Annotated in this window: 24 protein-coding genes; 2 read left to right on the top strand and 22 right to left on the bottom strand. The window is 45.9% G+C overall.

Annotated features, from left to right (window positions below):
- The 19 genes from IID12_03355 to IID12_03265 all read right to left on the bottom strand — a co-directional run.
- Positions 1-955 (bottom strand): homocysteine S-methyltransferase family protein (locus IID12_03355; protein MCH8288131.1); only part of this gene is annotated, 955 nt, incomplete at its 3' end.
- An 8-nt stretch (positions 956-963) separates the two neighbouring features.
- Positions 964-2,292, bottom strand: a complete 1,329-nt coding sequence (locus IID12_03350; GenBank protein ID MCH8288130.1) for a nucleotide sugar dehydrogenase — start codon at positions 2,290-2,292, stop codon at positions 964-966.
- A 51-nt stretch (positions 2,293-2,343) separates the two neighbouring features.
- Positions 2,344-3,357: a flippase-like domain-containing protein gene (locus tag IID12_03345; protein MCH8288129.1), complete on the bottom strand. Its 1,014-nt coding sequence runs from the start codon at positions 3,355-3,357 to the stop codon at positions 2,344-2,346.
- Between the two features lie 97 nt (positions 3,358-3,454).
- Positions 3,455-3,622 carry a Trm112 family protein gene (locus tag IID12_03340; protein ID MCH8288128.1) on the bottom strand — a complete coding sequence of 56 codons (168 nt, stop codon included), beginning with the start codon at positions 3,620-3,622 and terminating at the stop codon, positions 3,455-3,457.
- Between the two features lie 187 nt (positions 3,623-3,809).
- Positions 3,810-4,298, bottom strand: coding sequence for an HIT domain-containing protein (locus IID12_03335; protein MCH8288127.1), 489 nt, complete (start codon positions 4,296-4,298; stop codon positions 3,810-3,812).
- A gap of 61 nt (positions 4,299-4,359) precedes the next feature.
- Positions 4,360-6,441, bottom strand: a complete 2,082-nt coding sequence (gene fusA / locus IID12_03330) for an elongation factor G (GenBank protein ID MCH8288126.1) — start codon at positions 6,439-6,441, stop codon at positions 4,360-4,362.
- Positions 6,442-6,454: 13 nt separating this feature from the next.
- Positions 6,455-7,966, bottom strand: coding sequence for a long-chain fatty acid--CoA ligase (locus IID12_03325; GenBank protein ID MCH8288125.1), 1,512 nt, complete (start codon positions 7,964-7,966; stop codon positions 6,455-6,457).
- Between the two features lie 89 nt (positions 7,967-8,055).
- Positions 8,056-9,807: a SpoIIE family protein phosphatase gene (locus tag IID12_03320; protein ID MCH8288124.1), complete on the bottom strand. Its 1,752-nt coding sequence runs from the start codon at positions 9,805-9,807 to the stop codon at positions 8,056-8,058.
- A gap of 127 nt (positions 9,808-9,934) precedes the next feature.
- Entirely contained in the window at positions 9,935-10,222 is a 288-nt protein-coding gene (locus tag IID12_03315; GenBank protein MCH8288123.1) for a hypothetical protein, read from the bottom strand.
- Positions 10,222-11,283 carry a mannose-1-phosphate guanylyltransferase gene (locus IID12_03310; GenBank protein MCH8288122.1) on the bottom strand — a complete coding sequence of 354 codons (1,062 nt, stop codon included), beginning with the start codon at positions 11,281-11,283 and terminating at the stop codon, positions 10,222-10,224. The genes IID12_03315 and IID12_03310 overlap by 1 nt, the downstream gene beginning before the upstream one ends.
- 55 nt (positions 11,284-11,338) lie before the next feature.
- The gene (gene dapF / locus IID12_03305) at positions 11,339-12,115 is read right to left on the bottom strand and encodes a diaminopimelate epimerase (GenBank protein ID MCH8288121.1); all 777 of its coding nucleotides are present in this window, start codon (positions 12,113-12,115) and stop codon (positions 11,339-11,341) included.
- Positions 12,116-13,792 (bottom strand): Ig-like domain-containing protein, encoded by a 1,677-nt coding sequence (locus tag IID12_03300; GenBank protein MCH8288120.1) that lies wholly within the window; start codon positions 13,790-13,792, stop codon positions 12,116-12,118.
- A gap of 159 nt (positions 13,793-13,951) precedes the next feature.
- Entirely contained in the window at positions 13,952-14,269 is a 318-nt protein-coding gene (locus IID12_03295; GenBank protein MCH8288119.1) for a peroxidase, read from the bottom strand.
- A gap of 3 nt (positions 14,270-14,272) precedes the next feature.
- Entirely contained in the window at positions 14,273-14,518 is a 246-nt protein-coding gene (locus tag IID12_03290) for a carboxymuconolactone decarboxylase family protein (protein MCH8288118.1), read from the bottom strand.
- Between the two features lie 6 nt (positions 14,519-14,524).
- The gene (locus IID12_03285) at positions 14,525-15,673 is read right to left on the bottom strand and encodes a M48 family metallopeptidase (protein MCH8288117.1); all 1,149 of its coding nucleotides are present in this window, start codon (positions 15,671-15,673) and stop codon (positions 14,525-14,527) included.
- A gap of 26 nt (positions 15,674-15,699) precedes the next feature.
- A complete protein-coding gene (locus IID12_03280) occupies positions 15,700-16,563 on the bottom strand; it encodes an HAD family phosphatase (protein MCH8288116.1) in 864 nt (287 codons plus the stop codon).
- A 4-nt stretch (positions 16,564-16,567) separates the two neighbouring features.
- A complete protein-coding gene (gene tgt / locus IID12_03275) occupies positions 16,568-17,731 on the bottom strand; it encodes a tRNA guanosine(34) transglycosylase Tgt (GenBank protein ID MCH8288115.1) in 1,164 nt (387 codons plus the stop codon).
- The gene (gene radA / locus IID12_03270) at positions 17,728-19,092 is read right to left on the bottom strand and encodes a DNA repair protein RadA (protein ID MCH8288114.1); all 1,365 of its coding nucleotides are present in this window, start codon (positions 19,090-19,092) and stop codon (positions 17,728-17,730) included. Before radA ends, tgt begins: the two co-directional genes overlap by 4 nt.
- Before the next feature lie 188 nt (positions 19,093-19,280).
- A complete protein-coding gene (locus tag IID12_03265; GenBank protein ID MCH8288113.1) occupies positions 19,281-22,415 on the bottom strand; it encodes a PD40 domain-containing protein in 3,135 nt (1,044 codons plus the stop codon).
- Between the two features lie 152 nt (positions 22,416-22,567).
- Between IID12_03265 and IID12_03260 the strand changes: the two genes are divergently transcribed.
- Positions 22,568-23,461: a LysM peptidoglycan-binding domain-containing protein gene (locus tag IID12_03260; protein MCH8288112.1), complete on the top strand. Its 894-nt coding sequence runs from the start codon at positions 22,568-22,570 to the stop codon at positions 23,459-23,461.
- The gene (locus IID12_03255) at positions 23,439-24,467 is read left to right on the top strand and encodes an aminomethyl transferase family protein (protein ID MCH8288111.1); all 1,029 of its coding nucleotides are present in this window, start codon (positions 23,439-23,441) and stop codon (positions 24,465-24,467) included. Before IID12_03260 ends, IID12_03255 begins: the two co-directional genes overlap by 23 nt.
- A gap of 58 nt (positions 24,468-24,525) precedes the next feature.
- Here the strand turns inward: IID12_03255 and IID12_03250 are convergent, their stop codons facing one another.
- From IID12_03250 to msrP, 3 genes are all read right to left on the bottom strand, one after another.
- The gene (locus IID12_03250; protein MCH8288110.1) at positions 24,526-24,945 is read right to left on the bottom strand and encodes an OsmC family protein; all 420 of its coding nucleotides are present in this window, start codon (positions 24,943-24,945) and stop codon (positions 24,526-24,528) included.
- A gap of 67 nt (positions 24,946-25,012) precedes the next feature.
- Positions 25,013-25,633 carry a sulfoxide reductase heme-binding subunit YedZ gene (locus tag IID12_03245; GenBank protein ID MCH8288109.1) on the bottom strand — a complete coding sequence of 207 codons (621 nt, stop codon included), beginning with the start codon at positions 25,631-25,633 and terminating at the stop codon, positions 25,013-25,015.
- Positions 25,630-26,535, bottom strand: a complete 906-nt coding sequence (msrP, locus tag IID12_03240) for a protein-methionine-sulfoxide reductase catalytic subunit MsrP (GenBank protein ID MCH8288108.1) — start codon at positions 26,533-26,535, stop codon at positions 25,630-25,632. The genes IID12_03245 and msrP overlap by 4 nt, the downstream gene beginning before the upstream one ends.
- Positions 26,536-26,570: the final 35 nt, after the last annotated feature.

Below are 26,570 nucleotides of genomic sequence, written 5' to 3'. Positions count from 1 at the left end.
ATTTGTCGAGTTCTTCCGGCAGCGCTCTCGGGCTGAATTTTGAGACCTTTTCCTTCATCATCCTGACATATTCATCGGTTGTCCCGCAGCAGCCGCCGACGAGGTTCACCCACCCGTTCTTTGCGAACCGTTCTATTATGTCCGACAGTTGCTGTGCGGTTTCATCGTATTCCCCATCGACGTTCGGAAGTCCTGCGTTCGGAACTACCGCCACAAAACCGGGATAAATATCAGAAAGCGTCCGGAGATGGTCGGTCATAAACTCGGGACCTGTGGCGCAGTTTATTCCGAGATAGAGAAGATCGAACGGAGCCAGTGTATATACAGCCGCCTCAATATTCTGTCCCGCAAGCATCGTCCCGGTCGTTTCAATCGTAACGGATACCGAGACCGGAGTATCGCTGCCGAGTTCTTTATTAGCTTCCTGAACGGCATGCAGTATAGCCTTGATGTTTAGTGAATCCTGCGAAGTCTCAACAAGAAGATAATCGACACCCCCCTCGATCAGACCCAATATCTGCGGCATATACGAACTTTTGACACCGTCGAAATCTATCCCTCCCGTCACCTGAATAGTCTTTGTCGACGGACCCATAGAACCCGCTACCCAGAGCGGCTTATCGTATTCAGCCACCGCTTCGCGAGCCAGCTCGGCGGCTTTCCGGTTTATCTCCCGTGTCCTTGACTCGAGCCCGAACTCTTCCAGGACAATGGCGGAACCGCTGAAAGTGTTTGTTTCAATTATGTCAGCGCCTGCGTCTAAGTAGGTCTTATGCAGCTGAAGAACCAATTCCGGGGAGAATAAATTCAGCGCTTCATACAATCCCTCGTATTTCTCGCCGCCGAAGGCATCCGCATCATTTGCAGTTTTCTCCAGTGCGGTCCCGGTGGCTCCGTCGAGAACTAATATCCGCTCTCTTAAAGCCTTTTTTAATTCTTTGATTCTATCCGTCATTACCGAATTTAAATACTCGTAGCGCCGTTATTTAACAGTTGTCCTCCACCGAGAGAGTAACAGTTCTTAGTAGCTCCCCCTACATGCCGTGAGGCGTTTCTCGTATCTATTATGAATTTCGAATTCTCAAAAATCATCTTCCAGTCAAAATCGGTGTGGTCTGTTATAATGATGACACACTCATATTCGCTTATGCTTTCGGGCGTGAGATTCACCGATTCAGCCTCTATCGAATCCTGATTCAGGGTCGGAACGAATGGATCCGAATATTCGATATTCCTTACACCCCTCTGTTTAAGGGCTTTCCAGACGTGAAGACCGGGAGAATTTCTTAAATCATCGATATCAGGTTTGTACGAAACTCCAAGCACAAGCACTCTGCATTCGGGGAGTGGGGATGCGGACATGGACAAAGCCTGCACTGCCATTTCAGCGACATAATGAGGCATATTTTCATTTGTCTTTGCCGCCTGTTCTATGAAATCGGAATAAAAGTCATACTCCTTTGCCTTCCACGAAAGGTAGTAAGGATCAATCTGAATGCAGTGACCGCCGATACCCGGACCGGGATTGAATTGCATGAATCCGAACGGTTTGGTGGACGCTGCTTCGATTACCTCCCAGATATCAATGCCTCCTATGCGGTCACACAGCATAGCCATTTCATTTATCATAGCGATATTGACGCTTCTGAAGATGTTTTCGAGAAGTTTTGCCATTTCGGCGACCTCGGGACTTGAGACCTCGATGATTTCGGATGCCACCATACTCAGCAATCCCGAAGCAGCTTTGGTGCACTCTTTTGTAACTCCTCCTACAACTATCGGTGTATTCGAAAAGCTGTAGTTTTTGCTTCCGGGATCGACCCTTTCCGGCGCAAACGCTACATGGCTGTCACTGCCTATCTTCAGTCCTGCCTCCTCCATCCGGGGAACTATAAACTCCTTTGTAGATCCGGGATATGTCGTGCTGCGAAGGATGACCAGATGACCTTTACGCAGGTAGGGCGCTATTCCGTCGACAACCTTAGTTATAAATTCGACGTTGGGGGTTTTGTGGACTGTTACGGGCGTTGGGACGCATATCACTATTGCATCGGTCTCTTTCACTACCGAAATATCCGAAGTCGCTGTCAGATTTCCCTTGCTGACCACGGCTGATACTTCCTCCGAAGGAATATCGGTGATATAGCTCTCACCGTTGTTTATTTTATCAATCTTGGATTCGTCAACGTCAATCCCGTAAGTTTTTATGCCCTTTTTGGCAAATTCAGTTGCCAGCGGCAGCCCGACGTAACCAAGACCGATAACCGATAGTTTATCATTTCCGTATCCCATAATGTCCTCTTTTTTACTCTCTGTTATAATTCATTGAATCTAAAATCAACTCTATCCGGAAATCGCAATATTACCTTTATCATCCGTGTATTCCTCAACCTGAGTTTCAACCTCCCGGAAAGTAAGCTGCCCCTTCCAGAAGAAGTAAAAGCCGACTGCTGTGACGGGAAAATAGTTCACCGCATGTAATACTACCGCAAATGCTCTCGCAGGACCTCCGGTAAGGCCGAACAAAGCCATTGAGGCGACTACCAGTCCATGGAAGGTGCCTACATATCCGGGAGCGGATGGTATTGCAACCGCGAAAGTTATAAAAACCAAAACCACAAAAGCTTCAAACCCACCGTAGGAATATCCGAACGCGCGGAATGTGAACCATACGGTTGAAATGTAAATAGGCCAGTGCAATACCGAGACAATAAGAATTCCGAAATACTTCTTATAATGCGAGACTATCTCGAGTCCCTCTGAAAAACTTGCGAGTTTTTTCCCCGCAATCGCCGCCCATTTGTCCGGCATAGGTTTAAGTATGAATGCTGATAACTTGATTACCGACTCACTTCGGTATTGCAATAACAGTGTTGCCGCAAGAAGGACAATGACTATGATCAGGGCGGCGTATCCGACACTGCTCGCCCAAGTCGGGAATCGCGGAAAATATGCCAGCACAATTCCGAGCGCCGCGAGGGTCGTTAACAGGTCCAGTATCCTTTCAAGCAGCAGTGAAGCCAGAGTGGAAGATTTGCTCAAGCCGGTATTTTTGGAAAATACATAAGCTCTGAGCAGATCGCCCAACCGGAACGGAAGGACGTTATTTCCCATATAACCTATCATGGTGGCGGAGAAGGTCTTCCCGTAACTGACTTTTTGAACCGGATCAATAAGCATCTTCCAGCGTATAGCTCTTATCACAAAACTCGCGATAACGCTTATAGCTGCGGGAATGAGCCAGACGAAATTTACGCTCAGCAGCGAGCGGGAGAACTCCTGCCAATTAACGTCCCTGAACGCAAAATAGAGGAACACGATACTGATGATCAACCCGGCTATAAGCCTCTTCTTCATTCTTATCTAATTACCATTTTAGTGCATTTTACCCAATACTGATATCCCCCAGAGCAAAAATTATGGGAATAACTATTATTGGGGTTGTTTTTCTATCCTATTCGACTGGATCAGCTTCGTCCACAAGCATAACGGGAATATCGTCTTCGACACGATATGCGAGCTTGCATGAGGGACAAATGAGTTTTTCCTCTTCTGCGCGATATTCAAGTTCACCCTTGCATTTTGGGCAAACTAATATGTCTAAAAGCTCTTTTTTCAGCATTTTACGACCTTTATTACGGTTCTCTTAAAAACTGGGCTAATTTAACTGTTCACTCATCAAATTGCAATAAAGCGATTATACAAAATGCAGATTTCTCAAGAATAATAATTAGGTTCATTCTTTGAGCAAATCTGATCCGGGAATTAACGGGCTCTCTCACTTTCGGGTGGTTGAAAGGTTGATCCGGTTAGCTCAACTTTGTCAAGCTGTCCTTGAGCTTCTCAAAATCCGGTTTGAGTTCACGGTAAGTATCTTTAAGTCCATCCATTATGACTTTTGTCTGCCCGAGTACCGGCATAAAATTTGTATCCCCGAACCATCTCGGAACCAGATGCCAGTGGATATGATCCTCGATACCGGCTCCCCCGGCTTTGCCTAAATTAAGCCCTATATTAAAACCTTCCGAATTTAGGTGACGCTCCAGAATGGTCATACAGCCTGCCAACACCTCCTGGCATTCGCTTCTCTCCTGCGCCGAGAGTTTTGTGTAGTCGGATATATGACTGTAAGGAGACACTATCAAATGGGCATTGTTATACGGATATAGATTCATTACCACGAAACTTAATTCGCCCCGGAAAAGTATAAGCGTTTCTTCATCGTCATCAGCATTCGGCTTGTCGCATAAAAAACAATCATCGGATTCATCGTTCATTTCCCTCTTTATGTATTCCATGCGCCACGGCGCCCAGAGCTGATTATCAGAAAGTTTCAAACCGTCATTTCCTGTGTAATCTCTATTCTTCCGTCTTATTTGCCAGCGCAATGATCTTGCGTTCAACGTCCGACGTTGTCTGTTCGTAGTGCGAGAAACTCTGGCTGTGTATTCCCCGCCCTCCTGTCATTGAACGAAGCGACGTTGAATATTTGTACAACTCTGCGAGCGGAACCTTAGCATTTATTATCTGGAAATGACCATCCGCTTCCATTCCCGATATCTTGCCCCGCCGTGCCGTTATGTCGCCCATAACTTCGCCCATATAGTCTTCAGGGACTTTAACCCTTACATCATAGACGGGCTCAAGAATGATTGGCTTTGCGTTTAAAAACGCCTGCTTAAACGCCATTGCGCCTGCCACCTTGAACGCAATATCAGATGAATCGACGGCGTGATACGAGCCGTCGTAGACAGTAGCCTTAACGTCCACAATTTTACTCTTGGCTTTAACTCCCTTGTTCAATGTCTCTAAAACACCCCTTTCCACCGACGGGATAAATTTAGAAGGTATCGCACCTCCTACGATTTTATTGACGAATTCGAAACCCTCTCCCCTCTTCTGGGGTTCAACTTTAATATGAGCGTCACCGTATTGTCCGCGACCGCCCGATTGCTTCTTGTATTTCGCCCTGTGATCGCCGGAGGATATTATGGTTTCACGGTACGGTATCTTAGGCGGACCGGTATCGACAACTACTCCTAACCTGTCTTTCAGCCGTGAGAGAACAACCTCCAGATGGAGTTCACCCTGAGAATGAAGAACCATTTGTGACAACTCGGCATCGATTTCGAGGTGAAAGGAAGGATCTTCGTTGTGCAAGGCGGAGAGACCGATACCGATTTTTTCATCATCTCCCTGATTCTTAGGGCTCACCGCAACACTTAACACAGGTGTTGGAAACTTTGCAGGTTCATATACTATCTGATCTTTTGAATCGCTCAAAGTATCGCCTGTATGTGTACTCTTCATTTTAACCGCTGCCGCAATATCCCCGGCGGGCACTTGATGTACCTCTTTTCTTTCGTGCCCCATAATCGCATATATTTGAGCGACTCTCTCGCTTTTGCTCTGGGAAGAATTAATCAGGTCCATTCCCGGGCTGACCGATCCGGAATAGATTCTGAAAAATGAGAGGTCTCCGACATGCTCTTCACTTACTGTTTTAAATACCAGCGCCGAAGTAGGCTCTGATATCGAATTATTTCTCTCAATAATATCTTCCGAACCCGGTTTCGTACCCGAAGCAGGCGGTAAATCAACAGGCGAAGCGCCATAGGTGGTCAATGCCATTAATAATTCGCGGACACCCATGTTCGACCCGGCGGATACACAATAGAGCGGATGGACCGCTCCGGATGCAATTCCTTTTTTGATCCCGTTCTTGATCTCATCATCGGTGAGCTCCCCGCTTTCGAGATATTTTTCAAGAAGGTCATCATCAGTTTCCGCAGCCGAGTCCATCAAAGCTTGCTTCATCGCTGATGCGCGACTCGCGTATTCGTCCGGGATTTCCTGCAGCTCCGCACTTCCTTTCCCGTCCTTTGAAAATTTAATCAACTTCCCTGCGAGTACGTCAATTATCGAATCGAAATCAGGTCCCTGATTCAGAGGAAACTGAACAGGTAATACACCGTGCCCAAACCGGTTGACAGCGGTATCAACTATCCTGTCATAATCCGAATGTTCTTTGTCGAGTGCGTTAACGACCAAAAAAGTCCCGAGATTTTGTTCTTTAGCGAATTCCCATGCCTGCTCTGTCCCGACCTCCACTCCCGATACCGCATGAATAGTTATTAGTCCCATATCGGTGACCCTCAATGCGCTTTTTACTTCACCGACAAAATCTGAATAACCGGGTGTGTCGAGAATATTGATTTTTGTCCCGTCATATTCGAATTGGACAAGAGATGTCTGAATAGATATCTGCCTCTCTTTTTCGTCGTTCCTATAATCGGATACCGTGGATCCATCTTCAACTTTCCCCTGTCTGCCGACAGCTCCGGCGGTATAGAGCATCGCTTCGGTTAACGTAGTCTTACCGGAACTCGAATGACCGATTAAAGATATATTCCTGATATCTTCAGATTTAAATTCTTTCAATCTTAATCCTCCTTCAGTTCTTGTGCAAAACCCGTAGAGATTTCTTCATCACTTTGCCGGAGGCATTCCTCGGTAATCCCGTCATATATTCAACAATATCCGGAACCTTGAAGGCTGCCAGTCTGGCGGCGCAATAATTAATTAGGTCCTCTTCGGTTACAACCTCGCCATTTTTCAATACCACGCAAGCCTTAATTTTTTCTCCGACACTTTGATCTTTAATTCCGATAACGGAACACTCTTTTACATTCGGATGAGAGCATATCTCATTCTCAATTTCCTTGGGGTACACGTTGAATCCGTGCTTTATAATCATATCCGATTTGCGGTCAATAAGGTAGTAATAGCCCTCGTCATCCATTTTAGCGAGGTCCCCCGTCCGCAACCATCCGTTGACTAACCGTTTTTCCGTGATTTTAGGTTGGTTCAGATATCCTTTCATAATACTCGGTCCTCGAATCACAATCTCTCCAACATCTCCCCGGTTGATCTCGTTGTCATCTTCATCGTAAAGCTTCATTTCGACTCCGTCAATAGGTAGTCCTATCGAGCCTTTTCTACGCATGCTGACATTCCGGTTAAATGAAACTACAGGTCCGGCTTCCGTCAATCCATATCCTTCGAGAATCACACATTCAAACTTCTTTTCAAAATCTTCCTGCAACTTCATGTCTAACTTTGCCGCTCCCGAGATGCAGTACTTGACGTTTTTAAAAGAATCGGCGGGAACCCTCTCGTCATTTAATATGGCATGGAACATCGACGGAACGCCCATGAACAGAGTTGGAGAGTACTCTTTTACCATACTGCCGACTTCTAAAGGTTCAAACCTTTGGAGGAGCACCAACTTAGCGCCCGATACCACTGCGAGATTCAGGACCGTGGTATGACCGAAAGAATGGAATAGCGGTATCACGCCGAATATCACATCAGATCTCTCGATAGGCAGCAGAACGGAGCAGGATTCAGCGTTCTTAAGTATATTGCGATGTGTTAGCTCCGCACCCATCGGCTTTCCCGTAGTCCCTGAAGTATAAAATATAACGCAGGTTTCATCATCGCTCAAAGGAGCATCGATTCCCGTATCCGCGTTTCCGTCAGCGACAGTTTCAAAATTCTTTACTCCCTGAATGGACTCTCCACCGCACATGATCAGCACATCACAGCTTCCCTCCGCCGCTGCTTTTATTATATCGTTCATAAATCCACACCAAAAAATCACCGCACGGGCGTTGCAATCATGGAGCTGATGCCTCAGCTCATTTTCCTTCAACATAATATTCAAAGGAACGACGACGGCTCCTAAGCTCACGAGAGCGCCGTAGGCAATAGGCCATTCGGCTATGTTCGGGAGCATCAAACCGACCCGGTCGCCCTTTTTTATGCCCAGTTCCCTTAGTCCTCCGGCAAACCGGTTCACTTTGATATGAAAACTCGAAAAAGTATATCTTTCTTCACCGGATATGAGAAAGATATCATCCGGATAATTTTCGGCGTTATATTGAATGTAACTGATCAGACTCATGCCATTAGACCTCTAATAAAGCCGTTTAGATTAAGTAAATTTTCCTTTTCTGTCAAGCTTCTTATCAATCTGAAATATAGTAATCACTCTCATAAAATATGAAAAATCAGCAATGTTATATCGTCAGACCTCTCCGGCACGCCTTTAGTGTACAATGCTATATCCCTCATTATTTCGTCATGCGCAGCGCTTGCGGATTCAACTTTGGATTTGACTGCCAACTCCACTAACCTGTCATCACCATAAAAATCCCCTTTCTTATTTCTCGCTTCCGTTATGCCGTCGGTATATAAAAGCAAACGGTCGCCTGAGAACAGGTTAACCTGAGACGAATGATATTCCGCATCTGTGACAAACCCTATAGCGGGACCACCTGTCTTCAGATACTCCACGTCACCTCCTTTGCGTATCAGAATCGGCGGGTTATGTCCCCCGTTGCAGTAAGCCAACCACCCCTCTTCCGGATCATAAATGGCATAGAAGAAAGTGGCGTACCTGTCCGGTTCGGTGTTGCCGTGTATTAATTTGTTTAAATTTCCAACCAGCTCTTCTGCAGGAAGGTTGGCGCGCGCAAGACCTTTATACGAGGCATACAAATTTGCCATCAGAATTGCCGCCGGTATCCCTTTTCCGGAAACATCGCCGATAGCTATGGCAATCCTGCCGCTTGCAAATTTCGATATGTCATACAAATCTCCGCCGACCATTTTGCTTGGAATGGTCGAAGCGGCGATCTCCACACCTTCGACTTCCGGCAAGATATCCGGCAGAAGAGCCCGTTGAATATCCGCCGCAATGGTCAGGTCTCTTTCGATCTCCTCTTTCTCTTTAAATAATTTGAAAAGTCTTGAGTTCTCAATAGCCACAGCCGCTATATTCGATACCCCCGTCAGCATCTCTAAGTCATCAAATCCGTATGCATAAGTTCTGTCGTTTTCCACGTTAAAAGCGCCGATTACTTCTTCACCCCGAATCAGGGGTACACAGATTTCCGATCCGGTTTCAGGCCGGACGGCTATGTATTGTGATTCGCGGGATACATCAGGTATAAGAATAGCCCTTTTTTGTTCTATGCTCATCCCTATAATCCCTTTACCGATCTTCAGATCTATCTCTTTTAACCGTGTTTTGTCATATCCTACCTGATACCTGTCCCTTATTTTGCCGCTTTTGCTCTTGACGAGAAAAATTCCTGCGGCGTTATAGTCCACAACTTCGATCAAATAATCCAATATCGATTTCAATAATTCTTCGGTATCTAAAAGTGATGAGAGTCTTTCCGCCAATCCGAGCATGGCATTTTTTCTACGTACCTCTAATTCGAGTATTGAGTTTACCTTACCCATCCTCAGCTGGGCGCTCAATTCGTTGAGCACCTTTCTCAATCTGACACCTCTCTTACCCTTGAAATGCGCAGCATCCATCGACTCGGTAAATATCATCCCCACCGGTTTTTTATCTAATTTTAAGGGAATAATAAAATTGAATCCCGCCTCAAGGCATAAGAGGCAAACTTCTCTATTTTCAGTCGTTCTGAATTTCATCTCCGATTCCAACTTCATGAAATCTTTGGTAGATGTAAGCAATTCCTCGAAATTTCCACCCCCGAGCACACTCAATTTCAATTCATCGCCCGATCCGACGCCATGCATAGCATCCAGAGTAAACGCTTTTCCACTGTCCATAAAGATCGCCGTCATCCCCGCATCAAGATTCTCCGAGATTACTTTCGCAGCACCTTCGACAAAAATTGAATAATCGGATCCATATTCATACTTCCCGCTGAACAGCTCTATCTTCCGAATTCCTCTCCCCTTTAAGTTATTTACGGCAGAGTTCAACGCTTGCCCTGGAAAACTTTCAGATTTATAAGAAGAAATAATATGGCGGGAGATTGAATCGCCTTTGATAAAAACGCTCTATAAGAAATGGGATTTAAATATGAGATAGAGAACTTATAACCGATCCTCAAGAATTATGCGCCTCTTCATCTTTTTCGCTTTCTTGTTCCTCAGCGGGTTCGAGTAATTTTCTCAACTCGGGGAGAATATACACGTTCCCTAAATCCACCCTGCTTAATCCCTTTGAAAGCACTGCGATCTTTCTGTCCACACTGATGTTCTTCTGGACGATTATAACTCCGTCCTCTTTTATGAAACATAAGTCGCCTTGAAAATCACCCTTTTCATACCTGAGTTCCAACCCGAGCTTTTCTGCAAGGTTTTCCAACTCTTCCAATAATATTTCACTCTTCATTAGAGATATTTTTTACTGCTTCCCTTTTGCAACATATCTACTATTTCTTTTATCTCCTGCGCCCGTTCTCGCGGGCAGATCAATACGACATCGTCGGTAACCACCACAACCATATCTTCGAGTCCGATGGCAGCAATGTATTTCCCGGACGATTTTATAAGAGAATTCGTTGTGTCGATGAGCACCACGCCCCTGTCAGCGACGTTACCATTTTTGTCCTTCCTGCTGATCTCGTAAAGCGCCTTCCACGAACCCAGGTCATTCCACTCAAATTCTCCTTTTACCATATAAACGTTTTGCGACGCTTCCATTACGGCGTAATCAATCGAAGTGGCTCTGATAGCGGAATACGCCCTGTTGAGTTTTGACGGAAAGGTCTTGTCTCCGAAATGTCCGGCAAGCTTTGCTAAAGGTTCATAAATCTCAGGAATGTGATCCTCCATCTCTCTGAGGATGGCTGACGCTTTCCATACGAACATGCCGCTGTTCCAAAAAAAATCGCCGCTCTTTATGAACCGCTTGGCGGTACCGATAGTCGGTTTTTCCGCAAAAGTCTTTACCTTGTAGCTTCCTTGATTTTCCGTAGAGAGATTTGCCTGTATGTAACCGTACCCGGTTTCAGGCCGTTTCGGAGATATTCCGATGGTAACCAACCCGTCTGTTCTCTCCGCGGCTTTTCTCGCTCTCCGGACAGCCTGCTGGAACTTGACCTGATTTCTTATCACATGATCCGCGGGAAATACTGCCATCACAGCGTCCGGGTCGAGTTCTAATATATACAGTGCAGCGAGTCCGATCGCCGGAGCGGTGTTCCGCCTCTTTGGCTCAATCAGTATATTTCCCGGCTCCAATTCAGGAAGCTGACTCTGTACTTTTTTGACGAAAAGCTTATTTGTCACTACGATGATGTTTTCAGCGGGCACTATCTTTGTTATCCTGTCGAAAGTCGCCCGCAGCATCGTAATCTTTCCGACCATACTTAAGAATTGTTTAGGGTTGTGAGCTCTGCTGTAAGGCCAAAACCGTTCCCCTTTGCCACCGGCGATTATTACTGCGTACATATAGCCGTGCCTCTTGTCATTTCAAGTTCTTTAAATTGATCCATAGTGTAACTTATCAAATCGTCAGGAATCCTTCAAAGACTTTCTTCGTAGGACCCTCAAGTATCAATTCACCATCCCTGTCACTTTTATCCACTGTAAGAATTCCACCGGGAAACCGGAGTTTGACAGGAAGACTTGAGTTCGATCCTTCCATTAAAGTAAGCGCAACAGCCACAGCTCCCGTTCCGCATGATCTTGTTTCCGATTCAACACCTCTCTCGTATGTGCGGACGAAAACATCCTCTCCTTTTCGTTCTATAAAATCAACGTTCACTCCGTCCTTAAAGGCGCTGCTCTGACGAATTTTTCTTCCCTCGGCGTGCAGATTTTCAGCGTCACCGTTCAAAAGATCGGTAACAAAATGTGGGGACCCTGTATCGACAAGAAAACCGTCCCGCCCATCAGCGTTGAGTTTATTGATCTTAGAGTTCGCAAATACGGTTACTCTTACTATATCCTCCGCCACCCATCCTCTGTGCTTGCCATCGGCGGCTAAAAAATTGAACTCTGATTTTCCTGTATATTGCTCGGCTCTTTTCAATGCACACATTGCGCCGTTTCCGCACATGCTCCCTTCCGATCCGTCGGAATTCAGATACCGCAGTTCAAAATCGAACCCGGGCGCATTTTTAAGGATCAGAACTCCGTCCGCGCCTATCCCCGCCTTTCTGTCACATAGTCGCTGAATAATATCTCTATTAAGCTCAGGAGGCGGGTATTCCCATTCGTCGAACAGAATAAAATCGTTTTCCGCACCGTGCATCTTAACAAATTTAATTTCAGCCCCCATTCAATCCCCTATGAGCACCACTTCATGATCCGCGGTTTCCCATCTTGACCTCACAAAAACGGTGTCCGTACCCTGAAAGAACGGTTCCGCGCGGGTATAAGGCACAGGCAAACCCGGAGTGTGCCTGCCGTTCCCGTCTTTATCACGAAAAGCGTTGAGAAAATATTTGCCCGGAAGGACGTCTTCAAGACGGAATTTTCCGTCTTCCTGCGCGCGGCTCGTTTGGCTCCTTGATTTTCCATTAACCGGCATCGCAGTCACATAAATCGGACTCCCGTTGCCGGAGTTATTCACTGCTCTCCCGCTTATAATTCCTAATGTGTCTTTGTTTACGGTATGAAACCGAATTATCCGGATGCTGTCAATCTCCGTGTTTCCATAAATATCTTCTATATTGTTCAAGCTTATCTTCAGAGTATGTTTTTCGTTTGAATCCCATCCTCCCGTACCACTCAATTCCCACCTGTTCGGGAATGAGGAACTTATGCTGAAATCCACTGCCTGGCTGTCGGAGTTTATAATACTTACGGCAGAAGCGATACTTTCAGGCGTCAACGCCTCACTAAACATCAGCCTTATCTTATCGCCGGGATAAACCAATTTAGCTCCGCTGCCCGGAACGGTCTTTATGAGAGAGGGAGGAATCGTGTCCATAACCGACGATGCGGTGAAGGTTCTGAAAACAGACGATGAATCCATTTTGTATCCGGCGCTGTCTTTTAGGGCGCCCAAATACAATTCATACTCAGCGTCTCCGGTCATAATTTCAAAGTGTAAATGTACCTTACTCCTGCTTTCGACATCCGGGTAAACAAGAAGAGCCGATTTTTTTTCTCCCCCCTCTATCGGTACTATCCATATGGAATCGTTTTTTCCGGGCAGTACGAGCGGTTCGGTTGTGCGAAATGTCAGATGTTTGTTGTCCACAGGAAATACGGCCAGCGCTTTCGGACTTAGCGTATCAATTATGCTGAATCCGAAAAACGAAACTGAGCCGGAACTGTCGGAAATGGAGATTTCAACGTCGCCTTCGACCGGCACCGAGATTCTGTCCTTACCTAAGTCATATTCCCTGTTGTTCCCATTTTCCTCGACGGCAAATAATCTATATTTGTCAAAAGCCAAATATTCTAACTCGAACTCTCCGGTTTTTCCCGCCTGCGTGATATAATCCGGTAGAAGCGTGTCGGGTTCAAAATCCATACTGTCGTTCATTTGGTAGGCATATATAAACGTTTTATCTGTTTTATATTTCCCGTACACCTTACCGGTTATCTTACCTTTGTCTATCCTGTCACCTGTCGAAAATGCGAGCGAGTAAGATTTTTCCATTTTGTTTTTATGCATATCACTGGAACTGCTGCCGATGTTGATTACATAAGTTCTTTCCGTTTCAAGCGGTTGCTGAAAAAGAATCCGTAGTTTTTTGTAACCCTTCCATTTGAATTCAGGCTCTATTTCCGGCAGAGGCGAAATGAAGATGGATTTCTCAACACTGCTTCGGTTCATCCTTTCGCTGAATTTGATTTCGACTGAGATATCCGCGCTTACGTTTAACGAAAGATGAGCGGGGATCGACTCGACCACTTCGGGTGGGGTCTTATCTTCCGGTCCTCCCGAAATAGCTCCCTTCGAAGCGCAGCCGTTTAAATACATGATCGCAAATGCTAAGGACATCAGGTTGAAGGAGCCTCGAATCAATCCTTCCCGATGACAGTTGAGCCTGCCCTTCTGTTTCTTTTCAAAGTATAGTAGTCGGAGTATAACCAAACTCTGAATTTATCTCTCGGAGACAAAATTTGAAAGCGTTATTTGCAGTCCCATACAACTGCCGGCTTAACTGTTATCGCCATGAGATTCATCTCCCCAATACTCTTCAATGTCAATACCCAGCCCGTCTGCGAGCCTGTTCACGAATGCGAAATAGCCTGTGACGAGCGCAAGGTTCAATATCGATTCGTCGTCGAGACCATTTTTTCTCAGAGTTTCCACGTCCTTTTTTTCCATTTCGGCAGGTGTTCTGGTCAGCTTCAGTGCATACCCGACAATCGATTTTTCCCTCTCACTGAGAAAATCGGGGATCTCTTTCTCCTTTAATTCAGTTACAATATCGTCCCTTCGGGACAGCCTGCGGAGAGCCTCTCCGTGATGCATCGTTCAGTAGTGACATTCGTTCGTTATCGAGACGACCGTAGCAACAAGTTCGCGCTCTTTCCGTGAGAGAGATGACCTTCCGAACATAATATCCCTGTAATATGTATGGTGTGACGCCATTGTAGATGGTAACAGGCTGTGAATCTGGAGAATGTGATCGATTTTGCCCGGTTCGTATTGTAACGGCTCGAAAAGCTCCCTCAATTCCCCCTCCGAATCATCGTATGATATCATCTTTATCCAGGACATGAAATATTAACTCCTATCTGTACCGTAAGAACGTATGGCTCTCAATCTCTTGTTAATTGCAGGATGACTGTGAAACATGAATTCTACCGCCGGATGAGGTTCGACGTCGGATAGATTTGCTCCTGCTAACCGCTTTAATGCGGACTCGAATGCCCCTGAATCACCCGACAGCTCCACCGCAAAGCGGTCCGCCTGCCGTTCATACTCCCGCGAAAGCGAATTCGATATCGGTCCGGTGATGAATGAATAGAGCATCAGCCAGAGAGAGAGCAGGGGCAGCCCTCCTATATCAGTGAGGCTTGCGAAACCAAAATAACCCAATGTAGCAGAGTATAACTCGGCAGCCAGGTACAGCCCCAAGAAAGTGGTAATCGCACTTGCTGCGATAAGTTTTGGGATATGCTTGAGACGATAATGTCCCAATTCGTGTGCCAATACCGTTAATACTTCGTTATCGGGCATCAGGTTCAGCAGTGTATCTCCGAGCAGCACCCTTTTCGATTTGCCGAACCCCGCAAAAGCCGCATTCGCCTTCTTCGTAGTCTTGCTCAAATTGAAGCTGTACACTCCCTGGAGCTTCATTCCGACTTCTTCAGCCATCTTCTTTATCTTTTCCTGCAGAGTGCCGGACGATAACGGCTCGAACTTGTAGAACAACGGGAATATTAACGTGGGCGCCAATTTACCAAGTAGCACGCTGAAAACGAACACTGTCATTCCGGTTGGAATCCACCACAGTTCTCCGTATTTCCTGAGAAAAAAGTAAAATAGTAACAGCACGGGAATTGTGATCACCAGAGAAATTAGATTGGCTTTCACTCCCTGCCAGAGCCAGCTCCGGAAACTCTGATCGGATAAATCGTACCTGCGTTCCGTTTTGAAGCCGATGGAATACTTGAGCGGAAATCCTATAAGCAGCCGGGCGAACCCGAGTGTAACAGTGAACAGCAATAGTGATACGTAGACGTTGCTCGTTATGGACGAAAAATACATCGAAAGATTGTAACTGAAACCGGTGAACAAAATACTCAGGACAAACAGTACATATAACAGTGTGTTCAGCAGCGAGGCTGTCAGTTTGATCCGCGCGTATTTTTTTGCCTTTTCGGGGTCGGGGAGTACAGGTTCTGCTGTTCGTTCCCTCATATCATTCATTGACGACTCTTCGATAATCTCTCAACCTATTTATTCCTTGCACCGCATTCTGATATCAAGTCTAACAGTTGCGCCACTCCATTCTCTTCATTTGAAAGATCGGTAACGTAATCAGCCTTCTGCTTCAGCTCATCTAATGCGTTTGCTATCGCTACGGCAACCCCTGCTTCTTCGAGTAATTCAAAATCGTTTACGTAATCTCCCACTGCGAGCGTCTCTTCTTTGGAATATCCGTAATAGTCGCGAAGAAATCTTAAACCCTCTCCTTTGGAGTCACCCGGACTTTTTATCTCTAAAAAATGCAAGGGGTAGCGCGGAGAAGGATAACTGAACGTAACTACATCACAATCGGTCTGAGCTTTTAAATCCAGAGCGATTTTTTTAAGCGTCGTCATTTCACCGATAAAGAGGACCTGATATATCTTTTTATATTTTTGTATGGAAAATTCATCGACTTCCTTAAGATTGACCGCCCACCATTCGAGATATTTGAGGATATCAGGATCTTCGACCATATGACAAATATTGTCTCCTTCGTATACAAACGGGTGGATAGGCGCTCCGTTAACTCTGTTCAATACCTGTCTTGCGCACTCTTTTGTCAAAGTCTGTTCATACAGTACATTTCCGGTATGAGCATCGGCTATGAGTGTACCGTTCATACATACTACGGGTATGTCGAGGTTTAGCGCTCGGGCAAACGGCGCTGTTGCGCCGAACATCCTTCCGGTCACGAACGTGATAACGTATCCGGCGTCTTTAGCCCGTCTGATAGCGTCACCCACCTCCGGAGTTATTCTTTTATCCCCTGTCAGAGTGGTGCCGTCCAGGTCAAGAGCTATCAACTTCACCTTGCCGAATCGTCTTTTTAATTCCTCATTCAATTCCATAAGATCAGGCTGTCTCCTCCGCCAACTGCTTTTTGTTTTTAATATTTATGCGGGATGCATAGAATTTGGAACGGAACTCTTCAAACTTATTTTCCATTATTGCTTCTCTCATGTCACGCATAAGTTTCATGTAATAGTGCAAATTATGAATTGTGGCGGCTCTGCCGGCAAGCGTCTCGCCCATCTTGAACAGATGCCTTAAATATGCCCTCGAATATTCAGTGCACGACTCGCAGGAGCATCCATCCTCAATCGGCTTCGCATCTTCTTTGTAACTTTCATTGTTCAGATTGAGCTTACCCTTGGAAGTGTAGACTGTTCCCTTGCGCGCATTTCGAGTGGGAACGACGCAATCGAACATATCGATACCCATTCCTACGCACTCCACTAAGTCTTCCGGCTTTCCAACTCCCATTAGGTAGCGCGGTTTATCGTCGGGCAGAAGCGATGCGTTAAACTCACATAGTTCATACATAGTCTCTGAGGGTTCGCCTACCGCCAATCCGCCTACTGCGTATCCGTCGAAGTCGAGTGAGACTATCTCCCCGGCGCTCTTCCGTCTCAAATCTTTATAAACGCTCCCCTGTATAATTCCAAACAGGTACTGATCGTATCCGTAAAGCGGTTCGGTCGAGTCGAACTTTTCTTTGCACTCGGCTGCCCACCTTGCCGTTCTTCTTTCGGCTGCCGATGCGTACTCCTCCGTGCTCGGATAAGGAGCGCATTCATCAAAAGTCATCACAATATCCGCACCTATCTTCCTCTCTATCTCGATGACCTTTGACGGCGTAAAGTGATGAGAACTACCATCAATATGGTCCCGAAACGTTACTCCGTTTTCGTCGATCTCCCTCATATGAGCAAGCGAAAATACCTGAAACCCGCCGCTGTCTGTCAGCATCGGTGCGTCCCAGCCGATAAAATTGTGAAGCCCTCCGAGCTTACTTACCGTCTCCACTCCCGGACGAAGATATAAGTGATAAGCGTTGCCAAGCATTATCCCCGCGCCGGTTTTTTTCAGATCCTCCGGAGAGAGCGACTTGACAGCGCCGTAAGTCCCGACAGGCATGAACGTGGGTGTATGCACCTCACCGTGTCCCGTGCTCAGTGTTCCGGCGCGTGCTCCGGTGGCATCAACGCTGTTCAGGTGAAATAATTTATCTCTCATAGCAGCAGCGCCAGCGTTTCCGTAACGGAAGATACTTCAGACAATCTCATTCCCTTCGGGGCATGAACAGCTTTTCCGTTAGCCTTGGGAATAACCGCATGCTTGAACCCGAGATCAAACGCCTCTTTTAACCGCCTGTTCAGAGACGATACGGGGCGAACCTCTCCCCCGAGCCCGATTTCTCCGACCACGACTATGTTATATTCGACCGGTTTATCCTTGAAGCTGGAAGCCATAGCGACTGCCGTACCCAAATCGATGGAAGTTTCGGAAATCTTCAGACCTCCGGCGGCATTCACGAATATGTCGTTCATGCCCATTGACAATCCGGCGCGTTTTTCCAACACTGCTATGATCATTGATAACCTGCGGCTGTCGACACCGGTGGTATTTCTTTGAGGAATCCCGTAAGACGAGCGGCTGACAAGCGCCTGAAGCTCTATGAGTATAGGCCGGGTACCTTCCATGCTGGCGACAACCACTGAACCGGGAACCAACTCCTCCCTTCCGGAGAGAAAGAATCCGGATGGATTTTCCACCTCCACCAATCCGTTCTCGCGCATTTCGAATACGCCTATTTCGTTTGTGGAACCGAACCGGTTTTTAATCGACCGCAGCACCCGGTAGGAATTGAGTTTTTCCCCTTCCATATATAAGACGGTATCGACGGTATGTTCGAGCATTTTCGGTCCCGCGATGGAACCTTCTTTTGTGATGTGCCCGACGATAAATACCGTGTTGCCGGTTTTTTTCGCCATTTTCAGCAGCATACCGGCGGTTTCTCTGACCTGTGAGACGCTGCCGGCGAAGCTTTCGAGGTTTTCGGTAAAAGCCGTTTGTATCGAATCCACTATCAGGAGGGCATTCTTTTTTGTATACATTAGCTCACTGACAACGTCTATATTATTTTCCGGGAGTAGACTGATGCCTGAGGCGTCGAGCCCAAGCCTGTCCGCCCTCATTTTCACCTGATTCCCTGATTCCTCTCCGGCACAGTAAATTACATCTCCTTTTATACCGCCCGAAACCTTCGCAGCCATTTGAAGCATCAGCGTAGATTTTCCTATCCCGGGATCGCCCGCTATCAATACAATGCTACCGGGCATCAATCCCCCTCCTAAGACTCTGTCGAGCTCTCCTAAGGTCGTACTTACCCTCGGAAAAGTCTCAGTTTCGAATTCACTGAGCGGTTTAGGTGATTCGGCACCGGAAAACGTTTTCCCCCGCTTTTTACTCGACCGGGAAACGACTTCTTCGGAGAATGTGTTCCACTCGCCGCATTCGCCGCATTTCCCGCTCCATTTCGGCGAAGTGGCGCCGCAGTTAGCGCATACGTACAGGGTTTTGGTCTTAACTGTCATATTTCCGGTTCATTTAAGGTTTGATTTACCTCCGGTTGATTATTATTTCAGCACCATAATAATCGTTAATATAAGTTAATTAGGAGTACATATGTGAGATTAAATACCCCGGATGCAGGCTACAAATTTGTTTGCGGAGCTGAAGAAGTATGATCTATGAAAAATCGTTCAGCGGCAGAGAGCTTTCGTCAGAAATCTGTTCCCAATGAGAAGTAATATCTCGGCTTGGTGGTAGAAATTAAATCGTAACTCCATGCTGTGTCTATTTTCAGCATGAAAAATCCTAATGGAATTCTGAGACCGACACCGTAACCTATAAATCCGTCATCCAACCTCCGGTTCCTGAATTCGTCATGCCTTGAAAAGTGCAGCTTACCCGGACCCCACGCTATCCCTATGTCGGTAAAAACGACTCCCATAAGCAGAGGAAATCTGAGCGGGAGAGGCCAGCCGAGATCAAGCCTGCGAATCATCGGGAACCTGAACTCATAATTGCCGAGGAAGTAACGGGTTCCGACAAGCTCATAAAAACTTGCGCCCCTCAAAGGAACCTTAAACTCGGAAAAGTACAGACTCTGAACGTCCCGTATCCGTTCGTTAAATTGTATTTCGTCTTCGTTTACACCCCAGTTGATCCATCCGGGCATTCCACCGAGGAAGAAGTTAGGGGAATCCGGGCCATAAGTCGCGCCGCCTGAAAATCGTGCCGCAAATGAATGAAGCCAGTTAACTTTCCAGTACCTCCGGTAATCAAATTCCAATTTTTGAAAATTGAAACTGTTATCGCTGTACTTCGGGCTTATCTCGACACGCAGAAACGACCGTGAACCGTCAATCGGACCCGTAAATCCATATAAAACCGTGTCGTGCACAAGCCTTAATTCGGGCAATATGGTCGAGACCGTCTGACTCTCATTCGTGGTTCCGATCTCTTGCCTGTTTACGTTGAACCATGTAGCGGTGAAATCGAGTCTTCGGAACTTGCTGAAAGGATATGAGACAGTTAATCCGGCGCCGTAAGTCCTATACCTGATCGGGAATGCTCCGAATCTGTTGCCGGTGAAGAAATCTGCGGTATGGAACGCGGTGATACCGTAATTGATTCTCCTTGGTAAATAGAAGTAGCTCAGGTAGTAATCGGAATTCTCTAAATCGATCAAAAAATCCGCTCCGAACTGTATCTGATGATTACCGAGAACGTCTGAAAAATACATCACGGTTGTACCCTGAAAACCGAAAAAAGTATTGTACCCTGCTACTCCGTCCACTAAATCGAGAGTAAATTTAGTTTTATATGGCTGAGAAATGTAACTACCGTCATCTCCGATAACTATTCCGGTATCCAATACCGCATGAGTACTCTTCAACCCACCGGTCGTTGTTGTATCATCATTAAAATCCGACGCAAACACGTATTTTTTGAAATCGGTGTGTTGAACGGATGCCGATTTTAGACTTATTTGCCTGGCTTTTGCGTGATACCTCTCAGTCACTTTCGACGGTGTAAGCCCTTCTTTCTCCATTTTTTTAACCCATTGGGTTTTTCGAAGCGTGATCTCATCTTCTTTTATCAATAGTGGATTCTTGAGTACATAAATGTCATACCCGCCTTTAGAAAGAGCGGAAAAAGCCAGCTTGGTATCGTCGCCGGACCAGGAGAGTTGAAATGCTCCCGTAAGTGTGTTGGTGATCGGATATTCATTACCGCTTTCAAGGTCATGGATGTAGATGTTCCAGATTCCTACCCTGTCCGATGTGAATGCAAGTTTATTCTGGGTATTTGCCCACGAAGCGAAATTTTCGTCGTAGGGAGTATCAGTGATCCTTTTCATCCCTGACCCATCTGAATTCATAAGGTATATGTCTGTCTGTCCGAACGAGTATTCAATCGGGTTAAAATCGTGCGGCAGGTCAGATTTTGAGAGGTAATTTCCCCGGTCAGATGAAAATGCGAGCATCTTGCCGTCAGGCGACCAGGAGGGTTCCGTATCGTCAAACGGATCGTCCGTTATCTTCTTCAGCTCTTTATTCTTAATGTTATAAATGTAAATATCACGTGAGCCGTCTTTGTTTCCCGCAAATGCTATTTCGTTCCCGAGCTGTGACCATGATGCCGTAAAGATACCGTCCAAATCAAATTTCTGTTTTTCGACTTTTTTCGTTTTAACGTTAAGGAATATCAATCCGTCCCTATCGCCGCTCTTGGCGGCAAAAACTATTTTCTTTCCATCGGGCGACCAGCTTATTCCCGGATTTAGCCATTTCAGTTCCTCCAAATCGGGTGTCTTCTGCCCGCTGACCAACTTATCTATTATTCTTCCGTCTACGGCGGACATAAGATATATATCGGCAAAACCGGACTTATCGGATAAAAATGCTATCTTCCCGCCACCGGGCGAAATTGCTGGAGAAACGTTTTGAAAATTCTGCATCTTTTGATGATCGGTCATCCTGAGGGCAAACTCATCGGGCTCTAATCTGTCCGCTATGTCAGGCCAGTATTGCTGTTTCAGATGCTTTTGCCATTTCTTGGTTAACTCCTCTAAGTCGAGTCCGATTGCAGCTTTAAATCCACCATCCACGCTGCGGGTTCCCTTCATACGTGAGAGTATCTCACCGATCTTCTCTTCGCCGTACTTGTCGCCGATGTACTTCATCACTGACTGACCGCCTTTATAGGCGTAATATCCATTCAAACGGTTAATTGGAGGAATATCTCCGTTAACAGCTAAATCCCGCATGAACATATCCGCTCGTGTATCCCACATGTCGGAAGAATATTCGGCGAACCCCTCTCCGAACCAGAGCGGGATGTTCAGGGATACTCTGCCGGATATAACGGACTGAATCGAACCACCATAAACCATGTCGTTTACCATAGCATGGACTAACTCATGATGCAGAGTACTTTTGAATTCTTTGTAGGAACCCTCCCACGGCAGCACAACTCTGTTTTTGAATAGTTCTGTAAAACCGCCTATCCCCTCGGTTAAATAGCTGAGGGAAACGTTGGTGGACTGAAAATCGTTATGCGAGTTATAAATGATGAGCGAAATCCGTTTCTGTAACTCCCATTGAAGTGTGTAACTGATGGTAACATACGCCGATTCGGCGCTTGTAGCGGCAAATTCCGCTATATCCCTGCCACCTTGCGTGAAGTATACGTCAAAATGTTTTGATTGAATAAATTCCCATTTGAATTCAGAATACTGGATTTTATTCTTGCCGAAGCCCTGACTTGACGCATTTTCAGCATTGAATGCTGTGAATATAAAAATTAACAACAAACAGAAGGGCTTGAGATTTTCAGATCGAACTTTCATTTTTCCTTAATCCCTAAAGAATTTTTAGCGTCATCATTCACTATAAATCTATACACCTGTGCGTTCAATGTCAACAGTTCACGTAAAATATGCTGTACTCCCACTTACATTTGCATTGATTTTTGCAGTCTTCTACCTTATGATACGCATGGATGAAACGTTTTGTTCTGATAATTCTATTATTTTTTAGTTATATGACAACGGGCTGTTTGAAGGAAGAGCAGACAATATCCGAGGTTTCTTCCGACGATTTGGTAGATGCTTATGTCCAAATATCGTTAATCAATGAATCAGATATGAGTGAAGTTGATAAAAAGAGAGCTGTGGACTTGTACCTTGCCGACAATTACCTTTCAGATGCAAAGATAGAAAAGTATTTTGAGAGATATAGATCCGATCCGATCGAATGGCGGGGGTTTTTCATGGAGGTACAAAAACAACTCAGGGAATTAGAAGCCGAACAAAGAGCTATCCTGATAAAAGAAGAAGAAGAAGCGATGAAGATTGACGAGGAAGAGGCAAAAATAGACACTGTCTTTCCTCTTCCATTGGATACGGTAATAATCGACAGCATTAAATTAGATTTTGCGACTGCTGAGAGCGACAGCCCGAGCAGCATTGAAGATTCCATCCCGTATGTTGACACGGAACCGCAGGAAGTTATCCCCGAAGCTGCACTGATACAAAGCGGAATCGGGGTATTTTCTTACACCGTCAAGAGCGGTGATAATCTTTCATCATTAGCATCTGACTATGATTCGGAGCTAAAGCAGTTGTTACTGATAAACGTTATCGACAATCCGAATTCCATAAGAATAGGGCAGAAACTGTTCATCCCTAACCCCGAGACGGAAATTATCCTGCATACAATTTCCCCCGGTGAAGCATTGTCAAAGATATCAACCAACTATGATTCAGACCTGGACGAGATAATCAAAATCAACAAAATAGAGAATATAAATTCGATTAACGCCGGTGACCTGCTGTACGTTCCGGTACTAAAGAAGATGCGAAAGGACGAGAATGAACGAAACACCTTCAAATAAAACCGGTACGGCGAAAAAATCAGCTAATTACGAGGGCTCGCTCTCTTCCGGGGGCAATTTTGTATCGTTGAACGGCTGGAATATACCAAATGATTACGGCTCCACATTAGACGAATACCTTTCGTTTAAAGAAAAAACGGTAATTACGGATTTCTCGGACAGCGGTGTCGTTTCCCTGCAGGGGAAAGACGCAGCGGATTTTCTTCATAAGATGACTACCAACAATATGTTGAATATAAACACAAACGAACCGATAGTCACCGTTCTCACCGATGCGGACGGGCATTTTGTTGACGTCATTACGGTGCTGTCGCGAAATGATCGGTTTTTACTTATCGGCAGTGAAGGAAACGGGCAAAACATCTTCGAATGGCTCGATAAATATCATTTTTCCGAGGAGATTACTATTGTTGATGAGTCAGGCAAATACGGGTTATTTGCTCTTTACGGGGGAAAAGTCACCGACATCCTTTCTTCTCAAGAATATCTTCTCATAGGGTCGGATGAAGAGTCGGCATTTATTTTAGTCGAGAACAACGTCCCCTCTGTCTGGGCGAAAATAGTAGAATCGGGTCTGACTCCCGCAGGTCGCGAGGCATGGAACCTAATTCGGACAGAGAGAGGTATTCCGCGGTTTGGATTCGAGATCATCGGTTCGGCAAATCCACTTGAGGCGGGGTTCACGCATGCTGTCTCCTTCACCAAAGGATGCTATATAGGACAGGAAGTTATCGCTCGAATGGACACCTATGACAAGGTTTCAAGGGAACTCAGGAGGCTTCACTTCAGCGAGAAAGTCGATAAATCGGGTCACAAGTTACTGACGAAAGACGGAAAGCCTGCCGGGGAGATAACTACCAGCGTCTATTCACCCGAGCTCGGCAAACAGATCGGTCTCGGTTACGTGAAAAAGAAATATATCGAATTGGGGGGCGAGCTTTCTGTGAGCGGGACTGACTTGACCGCTGTGATCGGAGAAGGATTTTTGGAAGAATCGAAGACCTGAATCTTAATTAAGCCGGCAAACCTTTAAATTCAATTCTACATTCGACCGCCTATTAATTTTAATTTTCGATCTCCTCTATCACATATTCAGAACTCATCTTAGCCGTATCCTTAACCATTCCTATCGCCGAACAGTATTTATCCTCCGACAGTTTGATAGCTCTGTCAACGTCCTTTGACTTGATCCCCCTGCCCGAGACGATGTATTTCAAATGAATTGCGGTGAATATCCTCGGATATTCCTCTCTTCTGTCACCATTCACTTCAATCACAAGGTCAGTGAAATTCACCCTTCGTTTTTCGAGTATCGATATAACGTCCACTGCGGAACACGCGGCTATCGACATGAGCATCAGCTCCATCGGCGAGGAAGCTGAAGGCACCCGGCCATCTACTTCGTCGTCTATAGAAACCCAGTGATTCGATTCCCCCTTGGCAACTAACGCAAACCTGTCAACCTGCTTTAGATATACTTTCATGTTTTTCCCTCTATTAATTCTAAGAGTCTGTTTCCCGAAGATTCTTGTACATTTAACGGAAGTACGGCTACGATCCCGACTCCTGTAATGAGATTCTCTTTTCTTTCCAGGCGCTTACTAAACCCCGTATGCGTGGAATCCTCAGTGTTAAAAAAAGACCGATGACGAATCCGTATGCGAGCGGTTCACGAATATCTGATTTTACGAGCCACACATAGTGGAGAACCACAAGGAATCCGGCAAGGTATACAAACCTGTGCAGGGGCTTCCACTTTTTCTTCAACCTTCTTTTCCATCCCTTAGTGGAAGTAATAGCCATGACTGAGAGTATCAGAAATGCAGAAAATCCCGCTAATACGTATGGCTTTTCGATGATCGCATCACTGATGAGCTCCCAATCGAAAAAATAATCGAGCCCGACGAATATCGAAAAATGAAGCGTCGCATACAGGGCTGAATAAAGACCGAGCAGTTTTCTCAGAGGGCTCAGGTAATTTTTCCCCGTTATAAAGATTATCGGAGAGACAGAAAGACTCATCGTTAAAAGGATCAGCGCGGTTTTCCCCGTTTCATGGGTCAGATATTGAATCGGATTTGCCGTCAGCGAATCGCTTATCCAGTCGTTTATCAGAAGCGCAAGAGGAATTAGGCATCCGAAGTGCACAACCGGTTTTAATAGGCGTTTCAATAGAACTTTTTCAGGTCCATCCCCTCGTAGAGATAGGCTACTTCATCCTCATATCCGTTGAACATAAGAGTTTTTCTGCGCCTGAATTCTCCGATGCGCCTCTCTGTTTTTTGAGACCAGCGCGGATGAGAAACGCCCGGATTAACGTTGGAATAGAACCCGTATTCATTCGGAGCAGCTTTCATCCAGAGAGAGACGGGCATCTCTTCGACTAATTCAATCTTGACGATAGACTTCACGCTCTTGAAACCGTATTTCCATGGGACAACAAGCCGAATCGGCGCCCCGTTCTGCTTCGGCAGCTCTTTTCCGTATAACCCGGTGGCGAATATCGCAAGATCGTTCATAGCTTCATCCAACCTCAATCCCTCTACGTAAGGCCATTCGTACCACCAGCTTTTTTGTCCCGGCATCTCGGACGGACGATGGAGAGTAGTCATTTTTACGAATTTAGCTTTGGAAGTCGGCTTTACGTCATTCAACAACGAGGCTACCGGAAAACCTGTCCAGGGGATGACCATTGACCAGCCCTCGACGCAGCGCAGTCTGTAGATACGCTCCTCCTGGGCGTATCGGTTTTTCAGGTCTTCTATGTTGAAAACTCCCGGATTTTCTACGTGTCCCCCTACTTCAAGCTCCCACGGAGAAATTGTGAGTCTCCGCGAAAGCTTTGCCACTTCTTCCTTATCTGTGGAGAATTCATAAAAATTGTTGTAATTGGTAATTGATTTAAATGAGGTAAGGTCATCCTCCCCTCGATTCATATGATTTATGCTCTCGGGGAAAATTGAACCCGGGTTGAGAATCCCCACAACCGCTGCCGCGCCGGCTCCTTTCATAAACATCCGGCGGTTTAAATAATCCGCTTCCCGGGTTATCTCGGATGATTTTATCTTGACCAATCTGACGTTCCTTTCTTCGTTCAGGTATCTCCTTT

This window comes from Candidatus Neomarinimicrobiota bacterium (assembly GCA_022567655.1).
Lineage (GTDB): Bacteria > Fidelibacterota > SORT01 > SORT01 > SORT01 > JADFGO01.
This window is presented reverse-complemented; position numbering and strand designations above follow the sequence as displayed.

Excerpts from the sequence above, each read along its gene's own strand:
- IID12_03350 (MCH8288130.1), bottom strand. The coding sequence starts at position 2,292 with ATGGGATACGGAAATGATAAACTATCGGTTATCGGTCTTGGTTACGTC.
- IID12_03345 (MCH8288129.1), bottom strand. The coding sequence starts at position 3,357 with ATGAAGAAGAGGCTTATAGCCGGGTTGATCATCAGTATCGTGTTCCTC.
- IID12_03340 (MCH8288128.1), bottom strand. The coding sequence starts at position 3,622 with ATGCTGAAAAAAGAGCTTTTAGACATATTAGTTTGCCCAAAATGCAAG.
- IID12_03335 (MCH8288127.1), bottom strand. The coding sequence starts at position 4,298 with ATGGAATACATAAAGAGGGAAATGAACGATGAATCCGATGATTGTTTT.
- IID12_03325 (MCH8288125.1), bottom strand. The coding sequence starts at position 7,966 with ATGAGTCTGATCAGTTACATTCAATATAACGCCGAAAATTATCCGGAT.
- IID12_03315 (MCH8288123.1), bottom strand. The coding sequence starts at position 10,222 with ATGAAGAGTGAAATATTATTGGAAGAGTTGGAAAACCTTGCAGAAAAG.
- IID12_03310 (MCH8288122.1), bottom strand. The coding sequence starts at position 11,283 with ATGTACGCAGTAATAATCGCCGGTGGCAAAGGGGAACGGTTTTGGCCT.
- dapF (MCH8288121.1), bottom strand. The coding sequence starts at position 12,115 with ATGGGGGCTGAAATTAAATTTGTTAAGATGCACGGTGCGGAAAACGAT.
- IID12_03300 (MCH8288120.1), bottom strand. The coding sequence starts at position 13,792 with ATGTCCTTAGCATTTGCGATCATGTATTTAAACGGCTGCGCTTCGAAG.
- IID12_03295 (MCH8288119.1), bottom strand. The coding sequence starts at position 14,269 with ATGCATCACGGAGAGGCTCTCCGCAGGCTGTCCCGAAGGGACGATATT.
- IID12_03290 (MCH8288118.1), bottom strand. The coding sequence starts at position 14,518 with ATGTCCTGGATAAAGATGATATCATACGATGATTCGGAGGGGGAATTG.
- IID12_03285 (MCH8288117.1), bottom strand. The coding sequence starts at position 15,673 with ATGAATGATATGAGGGAACGAACAGCAGAACCTGTACTCCCCGACCCC.
- IID12_03280 (MCH8288116.1), bottom strand. The coding sequence starts at position 16,563 with ATGGAATTGAATGAGGAATTAAAAAGACGATTCGGCAAGGTGAAGTTG.
- tgt (MCH8288115.1), bottom strand. The coding sequence starts at position 17,731 with ATGAGAGATAAATTATTTCACCTGAACAGCGTTGATGCCACCGGAGCA.
- radA (MCH8288114.1), bottom strand. The coding sequence starts at position 19,092 with ATGACAGTTAAGACCAAAACCCTGTACGTATGCGCTAACTGCGGCGCC.
- IID12_03265 (MCH8288113.1), bottom strand. The coding sequence starts at position 22,415 with ATGAAAGTTCGATCTGAAAATCTCAAGCCCTTCTGTTTGTTGTTAATT.
- IID12_03260 (MCH8288112.1), top strand. The coding sequence starts at position 22,568 with ATGAAACGTTTTGTTCTGATAATTCTATTATTTTTTAGTTATATGACA.
- IID12_03255 (MCH8288111.1), top strand. The coding sequence starts at position 23,439 with ATGAACGAAACACCTTCAAATAAAACCGGTACGGCGAAAAAATCAGCT.
- IID12_03250 (MCH8288110.1), bottom strand. The coding sequence starts at position 24,945 with ATGAAAGTATATCTAAAGCAGGTTGACAGGTTTGCGTTAGTTGCCAAG.